This is a genomic window from Pseudomonas sp. BIGb0164 (assembly GCF_024810135.1).
Classification (GTDB): Bacteria; Pseudomonadota; Gammaproteobacteria; order Pseudomonadales; family Pseudomonadaceae; genus Aquipseudomonas.
Genome location: NZ_JANUEA010000006.1, coordinates 168,115 through 185,790, shown reverse-complemented (window position 1 = coordinate 185,790; position 17,676 = coordinate 168,115). Strand labels below are relative to the sequence as shown.

The following is a 17,676-nucleotide window of genomic DNA, read 5'->3' as shown; positions in this document are numbered from 1 at the left end:
GCCATGACGTCCGCATTGTTTATTCCAGAACTTGGCCAGTTGGCGATGATCCTCGCCCTGTGCTTTGCCATTGTGCAGGCCGTGGTGCCGTTGCTTGGCGCCTGGCGCGGTGACCGCTTGTGGATGAGCCTGGCGCAACCGGCTGCCTGGGGCCAGTTTGCGTTCCTGTTGTTCGCCTTCGGCTGCCTCACCTACGCCTTCATGACCGACGATTTTTCCGTCGCCTATGTGGCCAATAACTCCAACAGCGCACTGCCCTGGTACTACAAGTTCAGCGCCGTGTGGGGTGCTCACGAAGGTTCGTTGCTGCTGTGGGCGTTGATCCTCGGCGGCTGGACCTTCGCCGTGTCGGTGTTCTCGCGCCAACTGCCACAAGTGATGCTGGCACGGGTGCTGGCGGTGATGGGCATGATCAGCATCGGCTTCCTGCTGTTCCTGATCATGACCTCCAACCCGTTCAGCCGCATCCTGCCGCAGATCCCGGCGGACGGGCACGACCTCAACCCGTTGCTGCAAGACATCGGCCTGATTGTGCACCCGCCGATGCTCTACATGGGCTACGTCGGTTTCTCCGTGGCCTTTGCCTTCGCCATCGCCGCCTTGCTCGGCGGGCGTCTTGACGCTGCTTGGGCGCGCTGGTCACGACCGTGGACCATCGTCGCCTGGGCGTTCCTCGGCATTGGTATCACTTTGGGCTCGTGGTGGGCCTACTACGAACTCGGCTGGGGCGGCTGGTGGTTCTGGGACCCGGTGGAAAACGCCTCCTTCATGCCCTGGCTGGTGGGCACGGCGCTGATTCACTCGCTGGCCGTCACCGAAAAACGCGGCGTGTTCAAGAGCTGGACCGTATTGTTGGCCATCGCGGCGTTTTCCCTCAGCCTGCTCGGTACCTTCCTCGTGCGTTCGGGTGTATTGACGTCGGTGCACGCGTTCGCGTCCGACCCGGAGCGCGGCATTTTCATCCTGATCTTCCTGCTGTTTGTGGTCGGCGGCTCGCTCACGCTGTTCGCCCTGCGCGCGCCGGTGGTCAAGAGCCAGGTCGGCTTCAACCTGTGGTCGCGGGAAACGCTGCTGCTGGGCAATAACCTGGTGCTGGTGGTGGCCGCGTCGATGATCCTGCTCGGCACCCTGTACCCGTTGGTGCTGGATGCCTTGAGCGGCGCCAAGCTGTCCGTCGGCCCGCCGTACTTCAACGCATTGTTTATCCCGCTGATGGGGCTGTTGATGGTGGTGATGGCCATCGGCGTGCTGGTGCGCTGGAAAGACACCCCGGTGAAATGGCTGGCAGGCATGTTGATGCCGGTGCTGCTGGGCAGCGTGGCATTGGCGGTGATCGCCGGTGTGGCTTACGGCGACTTCAACTGGGCGGTGCTCGCTACCTTCCTGCTGGCGGCGTGGGTGTTGCTGGCCGGCGTGCGCGACATCGTCGACAAGACCCGGCACAAAGGCCTGATCAAAGGCCTGCCAAGCCTGACCCGCAGCTATTGGGGCATGCAGGTCGCCCACATCGGCATCGCCGTGTGCGCCCTGGGCGTGGTGCTCTCCAGCCAGAACAGCGCTGAGCGTGACCTGCGCCTGGCGCCGGGCGAGTCCATGGACTTGGCCGGTTACCACTTCATCTTTGAAGGCGCCAAGCACTTCGAGGGCCCTAACTTCACCTCCGACAAAGGCACCGTGCGCGTCGTACGCAACGGCAAGGAAGTGGCGGTGCTGCACCCGGAAAAACGCCTGTACACCGTGCAGAGTTCGATGATGACCGAGGCCGGTATCGACGCCGGTTTCACCCGGGACCTCTATGTGGCACTGGGTGAACCGCTGGGCGACGGTGCCTGGGCTGTGCGCGTACATGTGAAGCCGTTTGTACGCTGGATCTGGTTCGGTGGTTTGCTCACCGGTTTTGGCGGTTTGCTCGCCGCGCTGGACCGGCGTTATCGGGTCAAGGTCAAGAGCCGGGTGCGTGAAGCCCTCGGCCTGCAGGGAGCGGCGGTATGAAGCGTTGGTTGATGGTTGTGCCGCTGGCGATGTTTCTGGTGGTGGCGGTGTTCCTGTATCGCGGTCTGTACCTGGACCCGGCCGAGTTGCCCTCGGCAATGATCGGCAAACCCTTCCCGCCCTTCAGCCTGCCAACGGTGCAGGGCGACAAGACCCTGACCCAGGCCGACCTGCTGGGCAAGCCGGCGCTGGTCAACGTGTGGGGCACCTGGTGCATCTCCTGCCGCGTCGAACACCCGGTGCTGAACAAGCTGGCCGAGAAGGGCGTGGTGATCTACGGCATCAACTACAAGGACGACAACGCTGCCGCGTTGAAGTGGCTGGCCGAATTCCACAACCCGTACCAGCTGGATATTCGCGATGAAGACGGCAACCTCGGCCTGAACCTCGGCGTGTACGGTGCCCCGGAAACCTTCTTCATCGACGCCAAAGGCGTGATCCGCGACAAGTACGTGGGCGTGATCGACGAAGTGGTGTGGCGCGAGCAACTGGCCGCCAAGTACCAGGCCCTGGTCGATGAGGCCAAGCCATGAAGCGCCTGTTAGCCGCTGCCGTGCTGGCGTTGGGTTTGGCGGGCGTGGCCCACGCCGCCATCGACACCTATGAATTCGCCAACGATGCCGAGCGCGAACGTTTCCGCGACCTGACCAAGGAACTGCGCTGCCCCAAGTGCCAGAACCAGGACATCGCCGACTCCAACGCGCCCATCGCCGCCGACTTGCGCAAAGAGATCTTCCGCATGCTGGGGGAGGGCAAGGACAACCAGCAGATCATCGACTTCATGGTCGACCGCTACGGTGATTTCGTGCGCTACAAACCGGCCCTCACCGGCAAGACCGCGCTGCTCTGGTTCGGCCCGGCCGGGTTGTTGCTGGCCGGTGTGGGGGTGATGGCCGTGATCGTACGCCGCCGCCGCGCCGCGCCGACTGATGGTTCCGACGCGCTCTCCCTCGATGAACGCAAACGCCTCGACCAACTGCTGGACACCAAGACTGATGATTGATTTTTGGCTTGCAGCAGGGTTGCTGCTCCTGATTGCCCTGAGTTTCCTGTTGATCCCTGTACTGCGCGACCGCCGCGCCCAACGTGAAGAGGACCGCACGGCGCTGAACGTGGCGCTGTACCAGGAGCGTGTGGCCGAGCTGCAAGTGCAGCAGGACGAAGGCGTGCTCAACGCCGCGCAACTCGACACCGGCCGCGCCGAAGCCGCCCGCGAACTGTTGGCCGACACCGAAGGCGTGGAAAAACCCCGTGAATCGCGTCTGGGCAAGCCGTTGCCACTGTTGGCGGCGTTTCTGGTGCCGGTGCTTGGCGTTGCGCTGTACCTGCATTACGGGGCGAGCGACAAGGTCGAGCTGACCCGCGAATTCTCCCAGCCGCCGGTGTCCATGCAAGACATGACCCAGCGCCTGGAGCGCGCCGCCGCGGCCCAGCCGGACTCGGCCGAAGGCTTGTACTTCCTCGGTCGCGCCTACATGGCCCAGGACCGTTCCGCCGATGCCGCCAAAGTCTTCGAGCGCACCGTGGCCCTGGCCGGTCGCCAGCCGGAACTGCTCGGCCAGTGGGCCCAGGCCCAGTACTTCGCCGACAACAAACAGTGGTCGCCCAAGGTTCAGGCGCTGACCGACGAGGCGTTGAAGCTGGACCCGAAAGAAGTCACCAGCCTGGGCCTGTTGGGCATCGCGGCCTTTGAGGGCCAGCGTTACCAGGAAGCCATCGACTACTGGAACCGCCTGCTGGCCCAACTGCCACCCGAAGACAATTCTCGTGCAGCGCTGCAAGGCGGTATCGACCGGGCTGCCGAAAAGCTCAAGGAAAGCGGCGGCACTGTCGCTCAAAAAGCGCTGATGAAAGTGCGTGTGGATTTATCCGCCGACGTGAAGGCCAAGGCCCTGCCCACCGACAGCGTGTTCATCTTTGCCCGCGCCGTGAGCGGCCCGCCCGCGCCATTGGCCGCCAAACGTGTCACCGTCGCCGAACTGCCGATCACCGTCGAACTGGGGGATGCCGACGCGATGATGCCGCAGTTGAAACTGTCGAACTTCCCCGAAGTCCAACTGGTTGCACGCCTATCCCGGGCAGGTCTTCCGACCGCCGGCGAGTGGATCGGCCGCAGCCAACCCTTGGCCAGCAGCACCACTGCTTTGCAGCAGCTGACCATCGACAGTCCGGACCAGTAATTTCGAGGAAACGCCTATGACCGCACTTGCACGCCTTACCCTGCTCAGCCTGATCGTGGGCCTGAGCGCTTGTGCGGTCCACCGGCCTCCGTCGCCTACCGGCCCGACCATCCCGCCGTCAGGGCCGTCGACCCAACCGAGCACCAAGCCTTCCGGCCCGGTCACGCCAGCACCGAAGCCGGTGCCCACCTCGTCACCGACCTTCGCGCCGCCCCCGGGCGCCGCCAGCCACTGGGACGGCAAGATGCAGGTGTATGTGCTCGACGACCAGCCCGACACCTTCTACCGCCAACGCACCTACTACCGCTGGAGCAACGGCTGGAGCCGCTCCATCAGCCCGAACGGGCCGTGGGAAGAGACCAGCGTACAGGGCGTGCCGCCCGGGTTGAGCAAGCAGTACGCGCAATAAAAAAAGGCGACCTATTACAGGTCGCCTTTTTTGCGCTTTGAAATCCAATCTCTCAAACACTGGAGATCAAATATGGGAGCCTTTTGATCCGGGATTTATGCCAGCTCTTGAGCCCTGCGTGGCGCACCCAGCCCATGGATACATCCCGCAAGTACCCCCAGCACAACGCCAAACTCCACCACCCCGATCCAGCCAAACTGCGCCATCAACCCACCACTCACCGTCGCGCCAATCGCCCCACCGACAAAAGTGGCGGTCATGTACAAACTGTTGATCCGCCCCTGAGCCTTCGGGTCCACCGCAAATGCCCGGCTCTGGTTCGCCACCAACCCCGCCTGCACGCCGATATCCAGCACAATTACCCCGATTACCAGCAAGATCAGCGACGCTTGCGCCCCCGCCAGCAACAAAAAGGCCAATGTCACGATGCCGACGCTGGCCCCGATTACCCTGCGGCAACCCAGCCTGTCCGCCGCCCGCCCCCCATACGATGCCGCAAACGCCCCCACCGCGCCGATAATCCCGAACGCCCCGGCCCACGCACTGCCCAAGTGCCACGGCCCGTTGGCCAGCAACCCCGCCAGGTTCACCCAGAACGCGTTGAAGCACGCCCACAAGAGCGACTGCACCATCATCGACTGGCGGATCGGGCTGTTGTCGCGCATCAACGGCCACAGTGAAGCCAGCAGGCGAGGGTAGGACAGGTTGCTGCTCGGCACGCCCGGTGGCAGCAACCTGGCCGCGATACACCACACCGGGATCATGAACGCCGCTTCCATCGCGTACACCGCGCGCCAGCCATAGACCTCGCCCACCACGCCGCTGATCGTGCGACCCAGCAGAATCCCCAGCATGATCCCGCTGACCACCGTGCCTACATTGCGCCCGCGTTCGTGGGGCTGGGACATCACCGCCGCGAACGGCACCAGGTGTTGTGGCACGCAGCTCACCATTCCTAAACCAAACGACGCGCCAATCAACGCCCCGATACTTGGCGCAAACGCCGCCGCCAGGGCAAAACAGAACGCCAGCGCGATCTGGCCCAGCACCAGCTTGCGCCGGTCAAAACGGTCGCCTATCGGCAGCAGTAGCGCTAGCCCGGTGGCAAAGCCCAGCAAGGCTGCGCCCGCCACCAGATTGACCGTCGACACCGCCACGGCCATGTCCGAAGCAATCAGCGGCAACACGGGTTGAGTGCAATAAATGTTGGTGACCACCGCGCCGGCGATCACCGCCATCATGATGATCTTGCCTCGCGGCGGGGGACTCTCGGCTGTGCTCATGGCGTGCTCCATAGGGTTGCAGGGGATGAGTAGCCAACCTTACGCAGTCGCATTTATGTCGATAATCCCCTAGGATCGAGAATCATCCTTCCATAATTTGATAGAGCGCCATGAACCGTCTTGAGTCGATGTCCGTGTTTGTCGCAGTGGTGGAAGCGGGCAGCTTGTCGGCGGCGGCGCGCCAGCTCGACATGCCCCTGGCTACCGTCAGCCGCAAGGTGGCAGAGCTGGAGGCCCATCTGAAATCCCGCCTGTTGCACCGCACCACACGGCAACTGTCGTTGACCGACGTAGGGGCTTCCTACCTGACGGCCTGCCGGCGCATTCTCGAAGACATCGGCGAAGCCGAACGCGCGGCCACCGGCGAATACGCGCAGCCCAAAGGCGAGTTGGTGGTGACCGCGCCCATCGTCTTCGGGCGCCTGCACATCGTGCCGGTGGTGGCGGAATTTCTCGCGCAGTACCCCGAGATCAGCGTCAACCTGATGCTCACCGACCGCGTGGTGCATTTGATGGAAGAGCAGTGCGACGTGGCTGTGCGCATTGGTGAATTACCCGACAGCTCGCTCAAGGCGGTGCCCGTGGGCACGGTGCGGCGCGTGGTGTGCGCCAGCCCCCGCTACCTGAAAACTCACGGCGAACCGGCCAGGCCACAGGATCTGGCGGATCACAGTTGCATCACCTTCGACGTGCTCGCCTCGGTGGGCGCCTGGGTATTTGGAAGTGGCAAATCGGAACAGGCCGTGCCCGTGCGTTCTCGGCTGTCGGTGAACACGGCGCAAGCGGCGATTGCGGCGGCGACGCTGGGCGTTGGCATGATTCGGGTGTTGTCGTATCAAGTGGCGGATGCGCTGCAAAAGGGCGAGTTGCAGGTGCTGCTGCAGCCCTATGAGTCGGCTGCACTGCCCATCAGCCTGGTGCACAAAGGCCAGGCCCCGCTGCCATTAAAAGTGCGCGCATTCCTGGACTTCGTCACTCCGCGACTGCGCGCCCGCGAAGCCAACGCACACTCCCGGTAGGAGCCGGCTTGCCGGCGATGGCGGAATATCAACCACCTATTCGTCAACTGACCCACCTCTATCGCCGGCAAGCCAGCTCAAGGCTGCAGTGACCTTTCAACCTTTCACAAAACCTTCATCGAACCGACCCCCTGCAGTCATGTGCAAGTCATAGGGCTGACACAGCCCGCGCCTACTGTCGTTTGAACTCAACCGCAGCCACCTTTGGCTGTTCAAACAAGACAGAGAAGCCCATGACTCACGCTATCCATGTCGATCACTTGAACAAGACCTTTGCGAAGAAGTCCGCACTGGTCGACCTCGAACTCACCATTGATGCCGGTGAGATGGTCGCGCTGATCGGCGCTTCCGGTTCCGGCAAGTCCACGCTGCTGCGCCACTTGGCGGGCCTGGCGTGCTGCGACAAGAGCAATGGTGGCAGCGTCAAGGTGCTGGGCCGGGAGGTGCAGGCCAGCGGACGGTTGAACGGCAAGGTACGGCGGTTGCGCGCAGACATCGGCTACATCTTCCAGCAGTTCAACCTGGTCAACCGCCTGAGCGTGCTCGACAACGTGCTGCTCGGCTGCCTGGGGCGCATGCCGCGCTGGCGCGGCAACCTCGGCCTGTTCAATGCCGAAGAGAAGGCCTTTGCCCTCGAATCCCTGGCCCGCGTGGGCCTGGCCGACCTGGCCGAGCAACGTGCCTCCACGTTGTCTGGCGGCCAGCAGCAGCGCGTGGCGATTGCCCGTGCGCTGACCCAGCGCGCCGAAGTGATCCTCGCCGACGAGCCGATCGCCTCCCTGGACCCGGAGTCGGCGCGCAAGGTCATGGAGATCCTCGCCGACATCAACCGCCGCGATGGCAAGACCGTGGTGGTGACCCTGCATCAAGTCGATTACGCCGTGCGTTATTGCCCGCGTGCCGTGGCGCTCAAGGGCGGGCGCATTCATTTCGACGGGCAGGGCAGCGCCATGAGCAGCCACTTCCTCAATGATTTGTACGGTGCCGATGTCGACACCAGCCTGATGTTTTCCGACCAGTCCCGCGCCACCGCCGCCACGCCTCGGCTGGCCCTGGCACGCGCTTGAAACCCTACTCACGACCCACAGGAATACCTTCCATGTTCAACCGTATCGGCCAAGTATTTTTGTCTGCCGCCTTGTTGGCCAGCGTCGCGATGGGCAATGCCTATGCGGCGGACAAGGCCATCAACTTCGGCATCATGTCCACCGAGTCTTCGCAGAACCTCAAGAGCATCTGGCAGCCGTTCCTGGATGACATGCACAAGAAGACCGGCCTGACCATCAACGCCACCTTCGCCTCCGACTACGCCGGCCTGATCCAGGGCATGCGCTTCAACAAGGTCGACGTGGCCTGGCTGGGCAACAAGGCGGCGATGGAAGCGGTGGACCGCTCCAACGGCGAGATCTTCGCCCAGACCGCCGCCGCCAACGGCGCTGCCGGCTACTGGAGCGTGCTGATCGTGCGCAAGGACAGCCCGATCAACAACGTCGACGACATGCTCAAGAACGCCAAGAACCTGACCTTCGGCAACGGTGACCCGAACTCCACCTCGGGCTACCTGGTACCGGGCTACTACGTGTTCGCCAAGAACAACGTCGATGCCGCCACCGCCTTCAAGCGCACCCTCAACTCCAGCCATGAAGTGAATGCCTTGAGCGTGGCCAAGGGGCAGTTGGACGTGGCCACCTTCAACACCGAAAGCTGGGACCGCCTGGAAGTCACCCAGCCGGACAAGGCCGCCATGCTCAAAGTGATCTGGAAATCACCGCTGATCCCGGCTGACCCGATGGTGTGGAGCAAAGCCCTGAGCGACAGCGAGAAGACCAAGATCCGCGACTTCTTCGCCCACTACGGCGACACCGATGAAGAGAAGGCGGTGCTCAAGAACATGCAGCTGGGCAAGTTCCTGCCGTCGAGCGATGACCAGTTGCTGCCGATCCGCCAGCTGGAGCTGTTCAAGCAGCGCACGATCATCAGCGCCGATGACCACCTCGAAGCTGCCGACAAAGCCAAGAAGCTCGCCGACATCGACGCTGACCTGGCCAAGCTGCAACAGCGCATCACTGAGCTCGACAAAAAGACCGCAGCCAACGGCTAACCCCCTGTAGGAACCGGGCTTTATGTGGGAGCGGGCTTGCTCGCGAATACGGTGTGTCATTCAACGCATCCAGCGACTGATACACCGCATTCGCGAGCAAGCCCGCTCCCACAGAGATCCAGTTCCCCCAGTTACCGAGAGTGATCCATGACAACTTTGCATGCAGAAGCAGTGGGCAAACGGACTTGGCCGCAATACCTCGGCTGGGGCCTGTTCCTGGTCCTGCTGGCCTGGGCCTGGCACGGCGCGGAAATGAACCCGCTGGCGCTGTACCGCGATTCCGGAAACATGGCGACCTTCGCCGCCGACTTCTTCCCGCCGGACTTCCACGAATGGCGCTCCTACCTCAAGGAGATGATCGTCACCGTGCAGATCGCCCTCTGGGGCACGGTGCTGGCGATTGTCTGCTCGGTGCCGCTGGGCATTCTCTGCGCCGACAACATCACCCCCTGGTGGGTCCACCAACCGCTGCGCCGGGTGATGGATGCCTTCCGCTCCATCAACGAAATGGTGTTCGCCATGTTGTTCGTGGTCGCCGTCGGCCTCGGTCCTTTTGCGGGTGTCTTGGCCTTGTGGATCAGCACCACCGGCGTGCTCGCCAAGCTGTTTGCCGAAGCCGTCGAGGCCATCGACCCAGGCCCGGTGGAAGGCGTGCGTGCCACTGGCGCGAGTGCCTTGCAGGAAGTGATCTACGGCGTGATCCCCCAAGTGATGCCGTTGTGGGTGAGCTACGCGCTGTACCGCTTCGAGGCCAATGTGCGTTCGGCCACGGTGGTGGGCATGGTCGGGGCGGGCGGGATCGGCGTGATCCTCTGGGAAAACATCCGCGCCTTCCAGTTTGTACAAACCTGCGCGGTGCTGCTGGTGATCATCGTGGTGGTGAGCTGTATCGACGTGCTGTCCCAACGCCTGCGCAAGCAGTTCATCTGACGTCGGAGGGGTGCCCGCGCGGCGCTTTTTTTAAGCATGCAGTTGTCTAGACAAGAAGAGCCGGTGTACCGCGAACTCGCGGATATCCTGCGCCGTGAACTGAGCAGCTACAGCGCCGGCGATTTCCTGCCCGGCGAGGTGCACATGGCCGAGCGGTTTGGCGTCAATCGCCACACCCTGCGCCGTGCCATCGACGAGCTGGTGTTCGAAGGCAGCCTGTTGCGCCGCCAGGGCAAGGGCACCCAGGTGCTCGACCGCCCGCTGATCTACCCGATGGGCGCCGAGACGTCCTACAGCCAGTCGTTGTCGGCCCAGGGCGTGGGCGTGCAGGCGGTGTTGCTCAAGCGCCGCTACTGCTACGCCAGCCGTGATGAAGCGCTGCAATTGGGCATTGCCGAAATGGCACCGATGATCGAACTGCAGACCTTGCGCAAGCTCGACCACCAGCCTGTCAGCCTGATCCGCCATCGCTACTGCGCCAGCCGTGCGCCGTTGCTGGCGGACTACAACGGCGGCTCCCTGCGCCAATACCTGCGTGAGCGTGACTTGCCGCTGACCCGCACCCAAAGCCTGATCGGTGCGCGTTTGCCCAACCGTGATGAAGCCGCGCTGCTGATGATGCCTCGGCACTTGCCGGCCCTCACCGTTTTTACCCTTTCCCGCGATCGCGACGGCCGCCCGGTGGAGCTGGCGCAGTCCACCAGCCGCTCGGATCGCTTCCAGTACCAAGTGGTGACCTGAATGGAGACCGTGATGAGTTTGTCCCCGCGTCAGCATTGGATCGGCGTGTTAGCCCGCGCCCGGCTCAGTGAACTGCAACCCCATGAAGCGGCGTTGAAAGACGTCGAGTACCACCTGATCCGCGCCCCCGAAGTCGGCATGACCCTGGTGCGCGGCCGCATGGGCGGCGACGGTGCGCCGTTCAACGTCGGTGAGATGAGCGTGACCCGCTGCGTGGTGCGCCTGGCCGATGGCCGTACCGGCTACAGCTACCTCGCCGGGCGCGACAAGGTGCATGCCGAACTGGCGGCCCTGGCCGACGCCCACCTGCAAGGCAGCCAGCCGAGCATCTGGCTCAGCGACCTGATCACCGCGCTGGCCAATGCCCAGGCCAGTCGCCGTGCGCAAAAGGAAGCCGATACCGCTGCCACCAAGGTCGAGTTCTTCACCCTCGTGCGAGGAGAAAACTGATGAATGCGCAACTGTTGCAACCGGCCTTCGTCGACCCGGTGCTGGACGCCCAGCGCGGTTTTCGCGCGGCCCTCAAGGCCCTGGCCGAACCCGGCCTGATCCAGCACCTGGCGTGTGCGCCACAGCTCGATGGCCTGGCGCCCGCCACCTACGCCCTGTGCCTGGCCTTGCTGGATGTGGACACGCCGCTGTGGCTGGCGCCGAGCTTCGACACACCGCTGATCCGCGCCAACCTGGCGTTCCACTGCGGCTGCCCGTTCACGGCAAACCGCGAAGAGGCGGTGTTCGCCTTGCTTGGTGAGCACGACCTGCTCGACCTCGGTGGCTTCGACCACGGCAACGACCGCTACCCCGACCAGTCCTGCACCGTGCTTGTGCAGCTCACTGACCTGGAGTCCGGGCGCGGCTTGCTGTGGCGTGGCCCGGGCATCAAGGCCCAGCGCCAGGTGCATCTGCCGGTGCCCCAGGCGTTCTGGCTGGAACGCCAGCGTCGCGAAGCCTTCCCCCGTGGCCTGGACGTGCTGTTTGCCGCTGGCCACCACTTGATCGGCCTGCCGCGCAGCAGCCGTGTCGCAGAGGAGCGCACCTGATGTACGTAGCCGTCAAAGGTGGCGAACAGGCCATCGACAATGCCCACCGCCTGCTCGCTAAAAAACGCCGGGGCGACACCGCGATTCCCGAACTGAGCGTGAGCCAGATCCGCGAGCAGCTGCCGTTGGCCGTGGCGCGGGTGATGACCGAAGGTTCGCTGTTCGACGAAGAACTCGCCGCGCTGGCGATCAAGCAAGCGGCGGGCGACCTGGTGGAAGCGATCTTCCTGCTGCGCGCCTACCGCACCACGCTGCCGCGTTTCAGCCCGAGCCTGCCGATCGACACCTCGAAGATGCTGTTGAGCCGGCGGTTGTCGGCCACCTTCAAGGATGTGCCGGGCGGCCAACTGCTCGGCCCCACGTTCGACTACACCCACCGCCTGCTGGATTTTGCGCTGTTAGCCGAAGGCGAATACCCCGGCCCGCAGACCACGCCCGAAGCGCGCATCGACGCCTGCCCACGGGTGCTCGGGTTGCTCGCCAAAGAAGGCCTGATCAAGCAAGAAACCGACGACAACGCCAGCGTCGCCGACATCACCCGCGACCCGCTGGAATACCCGGCCAGCCGTGCCGAGCGCCTGCAAGCGCTGGCCCGTGGCGACGAAGGGTTCCTGTTGGCGCTGGGGTATTCGACCCAACGTGGCTACGGCCGCAACCACCCGTTTGCCGGTGAGATTCGCATCGGTGACGTGGAGGTGTGGATCGACCCGCAAGAGCTGGGTTTTCCCATCTGCCTGGGCAGCATCGAAGTGACCGAGTGCGAGATGGTCAACCAGTTCGTCGGTTCGGCCACGGAGCTGGCGCAGTTCACGCGTGGCTACGGGTTGGCGTTCGGACATGCCGAGCGCAAGGCCATGGGCATGGCGCTGGTGGACCGCTCGCTGCGTGCCGGCGAATACAACGAAGAAGTGGTGTCGCCGGCCCAGCGTGAAGAGTTCGTGCTGGCCCACTGCGACAACGTCGAGGCGGCCGGTTTTGTGTCGCACCTCAAATTACCGCACTACGTGGACTTCCAGTCCGAACTGGAACTGATCCGCAAACTGCGCCAACCGGCCGAGGGTTCGAGCCATGAATGACGCCGCCTACAACTTCGCCTACCTCGACGAACAGACCAAGCGCATGATCCGTCGCGCCTTGCTCAAGGCCGTGGCGATCCCCGGTTATCAGGTGCCGTTCGGTGGCCGCGAGATGCCCTTGCCTTACGGCTGGGGCACGGGCGGCATGCAACTGACAGCCGCAATCCTCGGTGAGGATGACGTGCTCAAGGTCATCGACCAGGGCGCCGACGACACCACCAACGCCGTGTCGATCCGCCGCTTTTTTGCGCGCACGGCCGGCATCGCCACCACCGAAGCCACGCCCGAGGCCACGGTGATCCAGACCCGCCATCGCGTTCCGGAAACGCCCCTGCAGGCCGGCCAGATCATGGTCTACCAGGTGCCGATTCCCGAGCCGCTGCGCTTTATCGAGCCGTCGGAAACCGAGACCCGCACCATGCATGCGCTCAACGATTACGGGGTGATGCACGTCAAGCTCTACGAAGACATCGCCACCTTCGGCCATATCGCCACCAGCTATGCGTACCCGGTGATGGTCGACGAGCGCTACGTGATGGACCCGTCGCCGATTCCCAAATTCGACAACCCCAAGCTCGACATGAGCCCGGCGCTGATGCTGTTCGGCGCGGGCCGTGAAAAGCGTTTGTACGCTGTGCCGCCTTACACCGAGGTCACCAGCCTGGACTTTGAAGACCACCCCTTCGAAGTGCAGAAGTGGCAACACAACTGCGCCATCTGCGGTAGCCATGAATCGTTTCTCGATGAGCTGATTCTCGACGATGCGGGCACCCAGAGTTTTGTGTGCTCTGACACGTGGTACTGCGCCCAGCGCGTTCTGGAGAACAACCAATGAGCCAGGTTCTTTTGAAGCAAAAAGCCGGCGCACCGCTACTGCAAGTGCGTGACCTGTCCCTGTTGTACGGCCCGGAGAAGGGCTGCCAGGGCGTGAGTTTCGATCTGTACCCCGGTGAAGTGCTGGGCATCGTCGGCGAGTCTGGCTCGGGCAAGTCCACGTTGCTCTCGCTGCTGAGCGGTCGCTTGCCACCGCAAGCGGGTTCGATTGGCTACCGCAGCAAGGACGGCGAATGGCTGGACTTGTACAGCGCCAGTGAAGCCGAACGCCGTACGTTGTTGCGCACCGAATGGGGCTTTGTCGAGCAGAACCCTCGTGACGGTTTGCGCATGGGCGTGTCGGCCGGGGCGAACATCGGCGAGCGCCTGATGGCCCAGGGCGTGCGCAATTACGAGCAACTGCGCGGTGCCGGTCTTGATTGGCTGAGCCAGGTGGAAATCGACCCGCAGCGCATCGACGACTTGCCACGCACCTTTTCGGGCGGCATGCAGCAGCGCCTGCAGATCGCTCGCAACCTGGTGTCGAGCCCGCGTCTTGTGTTCATGGACGAACCGACTGGCGGCCTGGACGTGTCGGTGCAAGCGCGCCTGCTCGACCTGCTGCGTGGCCTGGTGCGTGAGCTGGACCTGGCGGTGGTGATCGTCACCCACGATTTGGCTGTTGCACGCTTGCTGGCCGACCGCCTGATGGTGATGCGCCGTTCGCGTGTGGTGGAAACCGGGCTCACCGACCAGATCCTCGACGATCCACAGCACCCTTACTCTCAACTGCTGGTGTCTTCGGTATTGCAGCCATGACGAATGCTCTGATCGAGGTCCGTGACCTCTCGAAAACCTTCACCCTGCACCAGCAAAACGGCGTGGTGCTCAACGTGCTGCGCGGCGTCGAGTTCAGCGTGCAGGGCGGTGAATGCCTGGTGCTGCACGGCCAGTCCGGCGCCGGCAAAAGCACCTTGTTGCGCACGCTGTACGCTAACTACCTGCCGGCCGGTGGCAGCATTCGTGTACGCCATGCCGGTGAGTGGCTGGAGCTGGTGGGCGCCGAGCCGCGTGACATTTTGCAGGTGCGCCAGCAGACCCTGGGTTACGTCAGCCAATTTCTGCGGGTGATCCCACGGGTGGCTTGCCTGGACGTGGTGATGGAGCCGGCCCTGGCGCGCGGCTGGTCCAAGGCCAATGCGCAGTCACGCGCCGAACACCTGCTGACTCGCCTCAACATTCCGCAACGCCTGTGGCAACTGGCGCCCGGCACTTTCTCCGGGGGCGAGCAACAGCGCGTCAACATCGCCCGCGGCTTCATGGTGGCCTGGCCGGTAATGCTGCTCGACGAACCCACCGCATCCCTGGACGACAACAACCGCCAGGTGGTGCTGGAACTGATGAACGAAGCCAGGGCTGCCGGCGCGGCGCTGATCGGCATCTTCCACGACCGCGCCGCCCGTGAGGCGGTTGCCGACCGCCATTTCGACATGACCCCAACGCCTGTTGCCCAAGAGGAATACGCCCATGCCCGCTGAACAGATCCTCAGTAATGCCCAGATCGTGACGGCTGATCGCATGTTCCTGGGTTCGGTGGTGCTGCGTGGCGGCAAGATCGTCGATGTCGCCGAAGGCCGCAGCCAGTTGCCCCAGGCCCAGGACCTGGAGGGTGATTTCCTGTTGCCGGGGCTGGTGGAGTTGCACACCGACAACCTGGAAAAACACATGACCCCGCGCCCCGGTGTGGATTGGCCGTCGATCTCGGCCGTGCTCAGCCATGACGCACAGATCATCGCGGCGGGGATCACCACGGTGTTCGACGCGGTGTCCATTGGCGATGTGAACCCCAAGGGCAACCGCATGAAGAAACTGCCGGCGATGCTCGATGCCATCGCGTCGGCGGAAGACGCCGGCTTGACCCGCGCCGAGCACCACCTGCACCTGCGTTGCGAGCTGTGCCACCCGGACACCCTCAGCGTGTTCCGCGACCTGGTGGAAAACCCGCTGGTGCGCCTGGTCTCGGTGATGGACCACTCGCCGGGCCAGCGCCAGTTCGTGCTCGAATCCAAGTACCGTGAGTACTACATGGGCAAGTACCACCTGAACGATGAAACCATGGACGCGTTCATCGTGTTGCAGATGGCCAACTCTCGGGAGTACAGCGACCGTTATCGTGCCGCGATTGTTGCGCATTGCCTGGAACGCGGCCTGTCGGTGGCCAGCCATGACGATGCGACGCTGGCCCATGTCGAGGAGTCGGCAGGCTATGGCATGACCATCGCCGAATTCCCGACCACGCTGGAGGCGGCCAAGGGTTGCCAGGCGCTGAACATGAAAGTCTTGATGGGCGCGCCGAACGTGGTGCGCGGTGGGTCGCACTCGGGTAATGTGGCCGCCGCTGGCCTGGCGGCTGAGGGATTGCTGGATATACTTTCCAGCGACTATTACCCGGCCAGCCTGTTGCAGGCGGCGTTTGTGCTGGCCGACCAGCAGGACGGCGGCGACCTGCCGCGGGCGGTCAAGATGATCAGCCTGGCACCGGCGCAAGCGGCGGGCCTGGCGGATCGCGGTGAAATTGCCATCGGCCTGCGCGCCGACCTGGTCCAGGCCCGCAGCCGTGAAGGGCTGCCGGTGGTGCAACAAGTGTGGCGGCAAGCGAAGAGGGTGTTTTGATGGCAGGCAGGTTGATCTATCTCATCGGGCCATCCGGTTCGGGCAAGGACAGCCTGCTGGATGCCGCCCGCCCGCGCTTGGCCGAGCGCGGTTGCCGCATTGTGCGCCGCGTGATCACCCGCTCGGCGGAAGCGGTGGGCGAAGCGGCGCAGGGTGTGAGCCCGGAGCAGTTTGCCGCGATGGAGGCTGAGGGCGCGTTTGCCCTCAGCTGGCACGCCAATGGGTTGTCCTACGGCATCCCCCGTGAGATCGACGATTGGCTGGCGGCGGGGGAAGACGTGCTGGTCAACGGCTCGCGGGCGCACCTGGGGCAGACCCGCGCGCGCTACCCGACGTCGCTCGTGCTGCTGCTGACGGTTGACCAGGCGGTGTTGCGCCAGCGCTTGATCGCGCGTGGGCGTGAGTCGCTGGCGGATATCGAAGCGCGCCTGGCGCGCAATGCCCGTTTCACTGCCGAGCTGATTGCCGGCCATGGCGCGGGTTTGTTTGTGCTGGACAACTCCGGGCCGCTGGAACACAGCGTCGAGCGTCTGCTGTGCTGCCTGAACCACGGACATTCGGCATGCGCCTGACCTTGTTGGGTACCGGCGATGCGCGGCAAGTCCCGGTGTATGGCTGCGAATGCGTGGCCTGCGCCATGGCCCGCCAGGATGCCAGCCTGCGCCGCCGACCGTGCAGCGCGCTGATCGAGTGTGGTGACCAGCGCTGGTTGATCGACAGCGGCTTGCCTGACCTTACCGAACGTTTCCCGCCGCGCAGTTTCAACGGGATTTTCCAGACCCACTACCACGCCGATCACGCCCAGGGCCTGCTGCATTTGCGCTGGGGGCAAGGGCTGGTGATTCCGGTGCACGGGCCGGCGGACCCGGAGGGCTTATCCGACCTCTACAAACACCCGGGCATCCTGGATTTCAGCCAACCTTTTGCCGCGTTCGAAACGCGGCAGTTGGGTGAGCTGACGGTGACGGCGTTGCCGCTGGAGCATTCCAAGTTGACCCTGGGTTACCTGCTGGAGGGGCAAGGGCGACGCATTGCCTACCTCACCGACACGGTCGGCCTGCCGCCAGACACGCTCGCCTGGTTGCAACGCGAACCGCTGGACGTGCTGGTGCTGGACTGCTCCATGCCGCCCCAGCCGCAAGCGCCGCGTAACCATAATGACCTGACGCTGGCGCTGCAGAGCATCGAGCAGACCGGTGCGAAACTCGGCGTGCTGACCCATGTGGGGCACACGCTGGATGCGTGGTTGGTGCAGCACCGCTCAACGCTGCCGCGCCACGTCACCGTCGGTTGGGATGGCCGTATCCTCTAGGGCAGGTCCACCGCCATCGCCGGCAAGCCGGCTCCTACCGTTCAAAGGCGCTGCGAAACCTGTGTAGGCGCTGGCTTGCCAGCGATAGCGGTAGACCAGGCAGCACC

The 17,676-nt window shown here is 64.0% G+C and carries 20 protein-coding genes; 19 read left to right on the top strand and 1 reads right to left on the bottom strand.

The annotated features are described in order from the left end of the window. Positions 1 to 3: 3 nt before the first annotated feature. From M2394_RS17530 to M2394_RS17510, 5 genes are read left to right on the top strand one after another with little or no spacing between them, the layout of a single operon-like run. Positions 4 to 1,992, top strand: a complete 1,989-nt coding sequence (locus tag M2394_RS17530) for a heme lyase CcmF/NrfE family subunit (protein ID WP_178925061.1) — start codon at positions 4 to 6, stop codon at positions 1,990 to 1,992. Continuing rightward, a complete protein-coding gene (locus tag M2394_RS17525) occupies positions 1,989 to 2,525 on the top strand; it encodes a DsbE family thiol:disulfide interchange protein (protein ID WP_178925063.1) in 537 nt (178 codons plus the stop codon). Before M2394_RS17530 ends, M2394_RS17525 begins: the two co-directional genes overlap by 4 nt. Continuing rightward, positions 2,522 to 2,995, top strand: a complete 474-nt coding sequence (locus M2394_RS17520; protein WP_176998214.1) for a cytochrome c-type biogenesis protein — start codon at positions 2,522 to 2,524, stop codon at positions 2,993 to 2,995. The genes M2394_RS17525 and M2394_RS17520 overlap by 4 nt, the downstream gene beginning before the upstream one ends. Further along, on the top strand, positions 2,988 to 4,172 hold the full coding sequence (ccmI, locus tag M2394_RS17515; RefSeq protein WP_176998213.1) for a c-type cytochrome biogenesis protein CcmI: 1,185 nt from the start codon (positions 2,988 to 2,990) through the stop codon (positions 4,170 to 4,172). The genes M2394_RS17520 and ccmI overlap by 8 nt, the downstream gene beginning before the upstream one ends. A 16-nt stretch (positions 4,173 to 4,188) precedes the next feature. Then, on the top strand, positions 4,189 to 4,581 hold the full coding sequence (locus M2394_RS17510) for a hypothetical protein (protein ID WP_178925067.1): 393 nt from the start codon (positions 4,189 to 4,191) through the stop codon (positions 4,579 to 4,581). A 95-nt stretch (positions 4,582 to 4,676) separates the two neighbouring features. Here M2394_RS17510 and M2394_RS17505 read toward each other — a convergent pair whose 3' ends face one another. Next, positions 4,677 to 5,864, bottom strand: a complete 1,188-nt coding sequence (locus M2394_RS17505; protein ID WP_259173278.1) for an MFS transporter — start codon at positions 5,862 to 5,864, stop codon at positions 4,677 to 4,679. 110 nt (positions 5,865 to 5,974) lie between these two features. Here M2394_RS17505 and M2394_RS17500 point away from each other — a divergent pair, with 110 nt between their 5' ends. From M2394_RS17500 to phnP, 14 genes are all read left to right on the top strand, one after another. Beyond that, positions 5,975 to 6,883 (top strand): LysR family transcriptional regulator, encoded by a 909-nt coding sequence (locus tag M2394_RS17500; RefSeq protein WP_259173277.1) that lies wholly within the window; start codon positions 5,975 to 5,977, stop codon positions 6,881 to 6,883. A gap of 233 nt (positions 6,884 to 7,116) precedes the next feature. Further along, positions 7,117 to 7,950 carry a phosphonate ABC transporter ATP-binding protein gene (phnC, locus tag M2394_RS17495; protein WP_176998209.1) on the top strand — a complete coding sequence of 278 codons (834 nt, stop codon included), beginning with the start codon at positions 7,117 to 7,119 and terminating at the stop codon, positions 7,948 to 7,950. Between the two features lie 32 nt (positions 7,951 to 7,982). Continuing rightward, positions 7,983 to 8,984, top strand: a complete 1,002-nt coding sequence (gene phnD / locus M2394_RS17490) for a phosphonate ABC transporter substrate-binding protein (RefSeq protein WP_178925557.1) — start codon at positions 7,983 to 7,985, stop codon at positions 8,982 to 8,984. A 147-nt stretch (positions 8,985 to 9,131) separates the two neighbouring features. Beyond that, positions 9,132 to 9,914 (top strand): phosphonate ABC transporter, permease protein PhnE, encoded by a 783-nt coding sequence (phnE, locus tag M2394_RS17485; RefSeq protein WP_017136208.1) that lies wholly within the window; start codon positions 9,132 to 9,134, stop codon positions 9,912 to 9,914. A 36-nt stretch (positions 9,915 to 9,950) separates the two neighbouring features. Beyond that, positions 9,951 to 10,655, top strand: a complete 705-nt coding sequence (phnF, locus tag M2394_RS17480) for a phosphonate metabolism transcriptional regulator PhnF (RefSeq protein WP_176998207.1) — start codon at positions 9,951 to 9,953, stop codon at positions 10,653 to 10,655. Between the two features lie 12 nt (positions 10,656 to 10,667). After that, complete coding sequence (gene phnG, locus M2394_RS17475) at positions 10,668 to 11,105, top strand: phosphonate C-P lyase system protein PhnG (RefSeq protein WP_259173276.1); 438 nt, start codon at positions 10,668 to 10,670, stop codon at positions 11,103 to 11,105. Then, positions 11,105 to 11,695 (top strand): phosphonate C-P lyase system protein PhnH, encoded by a 591-nt coding sequence (phnH, locus tag M2394_RS17470; RefSeq protein ID WP_259173275.1) that lies wholly within the window; start codon positions 11,105 to 11,107, stop codon positions 11,693 to 11,695. The genes phnG and phnH overlap by 1 nt, the downstream gene beginning before the upstream one ends. Next, positions 11,695 to 12,771, top strand: a complete 1,077-nt coding sequence (locus M2394_RS17465) for a carbon-phosphorus lyase complex subunit PhnI (RefSeq protein ID WP_259173274.1) — start codon at positions 11,695 to 11,697, stop codon at positions 12,769 to 12,771. The genes phnH and M2394_RS17465 overlap by 1 nt, the downstream gene beginning before the upstream one ends. Then, the gene (locus M2394_RS17460) at positions 12,764 to 13,606 is read left to right on the top strand and encodes an alpha-D-ribose 1-methylphosphonate 5-phosphate C-P-lyase PhnJ (RefSeq protein ID WP_259173273.1); all 843 of its coding nucleotides are present in this window, start codon (positions 12,764 to 12,766) and stop codon (positions 13,604 to 13,606) included. Before M2394_RS17465 ends, M2394_RS17460 begins: the two co-directional genes overlap by 8 nt. Next, on the top strand, positions 13,603 to 14,403 hold the full coding sequence (gene phnK / locus M2394_RS17455) for a phosphonate C-P lyase system protein PhnK (RefSeq protein ID WP_178925551.1): 801 nt from the start codon (positions 13,603 to 13,605) through the stop codon (positions 14,401 to 14,403). The genes M2394_RS17460 and phnK overlap by 4 nt, the downstream gene beginning before the upstream one ends. Next, the gene (gene phnL / locus M2394_RS17450) at positions 14,400 to 15,122 is read left to right on the top strand and encodes a phosphonate C-P lyase system protein PhnL (RefSeq protein ID WP_259173272.1); all 723 of its coding nucleotides are present in this window, start codon (positions 14,400 to 14,402) and stop codon (positions 15,120 to 15,122) included. The genes phnK and phnL overlap by 4 nt, the downstream gene beginning before the upstream one ends. After that, positions 15,112 to 16,257: an alpha-D-ribose 1-methylphosphonate 5-triphosphate diphosphatase gene (locus M2394_RS17445; RefSeq protein ID WP_259173271.1), complete on the top strand. Its 1,146-nt coding sequence runs from the start codon at positions 15,112 to 15,114 to the stop codon at positions 16,255 to 16,257. The genes phnL and M2394_RS17445 overlap by 11 nt, the downstream gene beginning before the upstream one ends. Further along, on the top strand, positions 16,257 to 16,829 hold the full coding sequence (phnN, locus tag M2394_RS17440) for a phosphonate metabolism protein/1,5-bisphosphokinase (PRPP-forming) PhnN (RefSeq protein ID WP_178925548.1): 573 nt from the start codon (positions 16,257 to 16,259) through the stop codon (positions 16,827 to 16,829). Before M2394_RS17445 ends, phnN begins: the two co-directional genes overlap by 1 nt. Then, complete coding sequence (gene phnP / locus M2394_RS17435; RefSeq protein ID WP_178925547.1) at positions 16,820 to 17,569, top strand: phosphonate metabolism protein PhnP; 750 nt, start codon at positions 16,820 to 16,822, stop codon at positions 17,567 to 17,569. Before phnN ends, phnP begins: the two co-directional genes overlap by 10 nt. Positions 17,570 to 17,676 lie beyond the last annotated feature (107 nt).

Coding starts and splice junctions, on each gene's coding strand:
- M2394_RS17530 (WP_178925061.1), top strand. CDS start 4: ATGACGTCCGCATTGTTTATTCCAGAACTTGGCCAGTTGGCGATGATC.
- M2394_RS17525 (WP_178925063.1), top strand. CDS start 1,989: ATGAAGCGTTGGTTGATGGTTGTGCCGCTGGCGATGTTTCTGGTGGTG.
- M2394_RS17520 (WP_176998214.1), top strand. CDS start 2,522: ATGAAGCGCCTGTTAGCCGCTGCCGTGCTGGCGTTGGGTTTGGCGGGC.
- ccmI (WP_176998213.1), top strand. CDS start 2,988: ATGATTGATTTTTGGCTTGCAGCAGGGTTGCTGCTCCTGATTGCCCTG.
- M2394_RS17510 (WP_178925067.1), top strand. CDS start 4,189: ATGACCGCACTTGCACGCCTTACCCTGCTCAGCCTGATCGTGGGCCTG.
- M2394_RS17505 (WP_259173278.1), bottom strand. CDS start 5,864: ATGAGCACAGCCGAGAGTCCCCCGCCGCGAGGCAAGATCATCATGATG.
- M2394_RS17500 (WP_259173277.1), top strand. CDS start 5,975: ATGAACCGTCTTGAGTCGATGTCCGTGTTTGTCGCAGTGGTGGAAGCG.
- phnC (WP_176998209.1), top strand. CDS start 7,117: ATGACTCACGCTATCCATGTCGATCACTTGAACAAGACCTTTGCGAAG.
- phnD (WP_178925557.1), top strand. CDS start 7,983: ATGTTCAACCGTATCGGCCAAGTATTTTTGTCTGCCGCCTTGTTGGCC.
- phnE (WP_017136208.1), top strand. CDS start 9,132: ATGACAACTTTGCATGCAGAAGCAGTGGGCAAACGGACTTGGCCGCAA.
- phnF (WP_176998207.1), top strand. CDS start 9,951: ATGCAGTTGTCTAGACAAGAAGAGCCGGTGTACCGCGAACTCGCGGAT.
- phnG (WP_259173276.1), top strand. CDS start 10,668: ATGAGTTTGTCCCCGCGTCAGCATTGGATCGGCGTGTTAGCCCGCGCC.
- phnH (WP_259173275.1), top strand. CDS start 11,105: ATGAATGCGCAACTGTTGCAACCGGCCTTCGTCGACCCGGTGCTGGAC.
- M2394_RS17465 (WP_259173274.1), top strand. CDS start 11,695: ATGTACGTAGCCGTCAAAGGTGGCGAACAGGCCATCGACAATGCCCAC.
- M2394_RS17460 (WP_259173273.1), top strand. CDS start 12,764: ATGAATGACGCCGCCTACAACTTCGCCTACCTCGACGAACAGACCAAG.
- phnK (WP_178925551.1), top strand. CDS start 13,603: ATGAGCCAGGTTCTTTTGAAGCAAAAAGCCGGCGCACCGCTACTGCAA.
- phnL (WP_259173272.1), top strand. CDS start 14,400: ATGACGAATGCTCTGATCGAGGTCCGTGACCTCTCGAAAACCTTCACC.
- M2394_RS17445 (WP_259173271.1), top strand. CDS start 15,112: ATGCCCGCTGAACAGATCCTCAGTAATGCCCAGATCGTGACGGCTGAT.
- phnN (WP_178925548.1), top strand. CDS start 16,257: ATGGCAGGCAGGTTGATCTATCTCATCGGGCCATCCGGTTCGGGCAAG.
- phnP (WP_178925547.1), top strand. CDS start 16,820: ATGCGCCTGACCTTGTTGGGTACCGGCGATGCGCGGCAAGTCCCGGTG.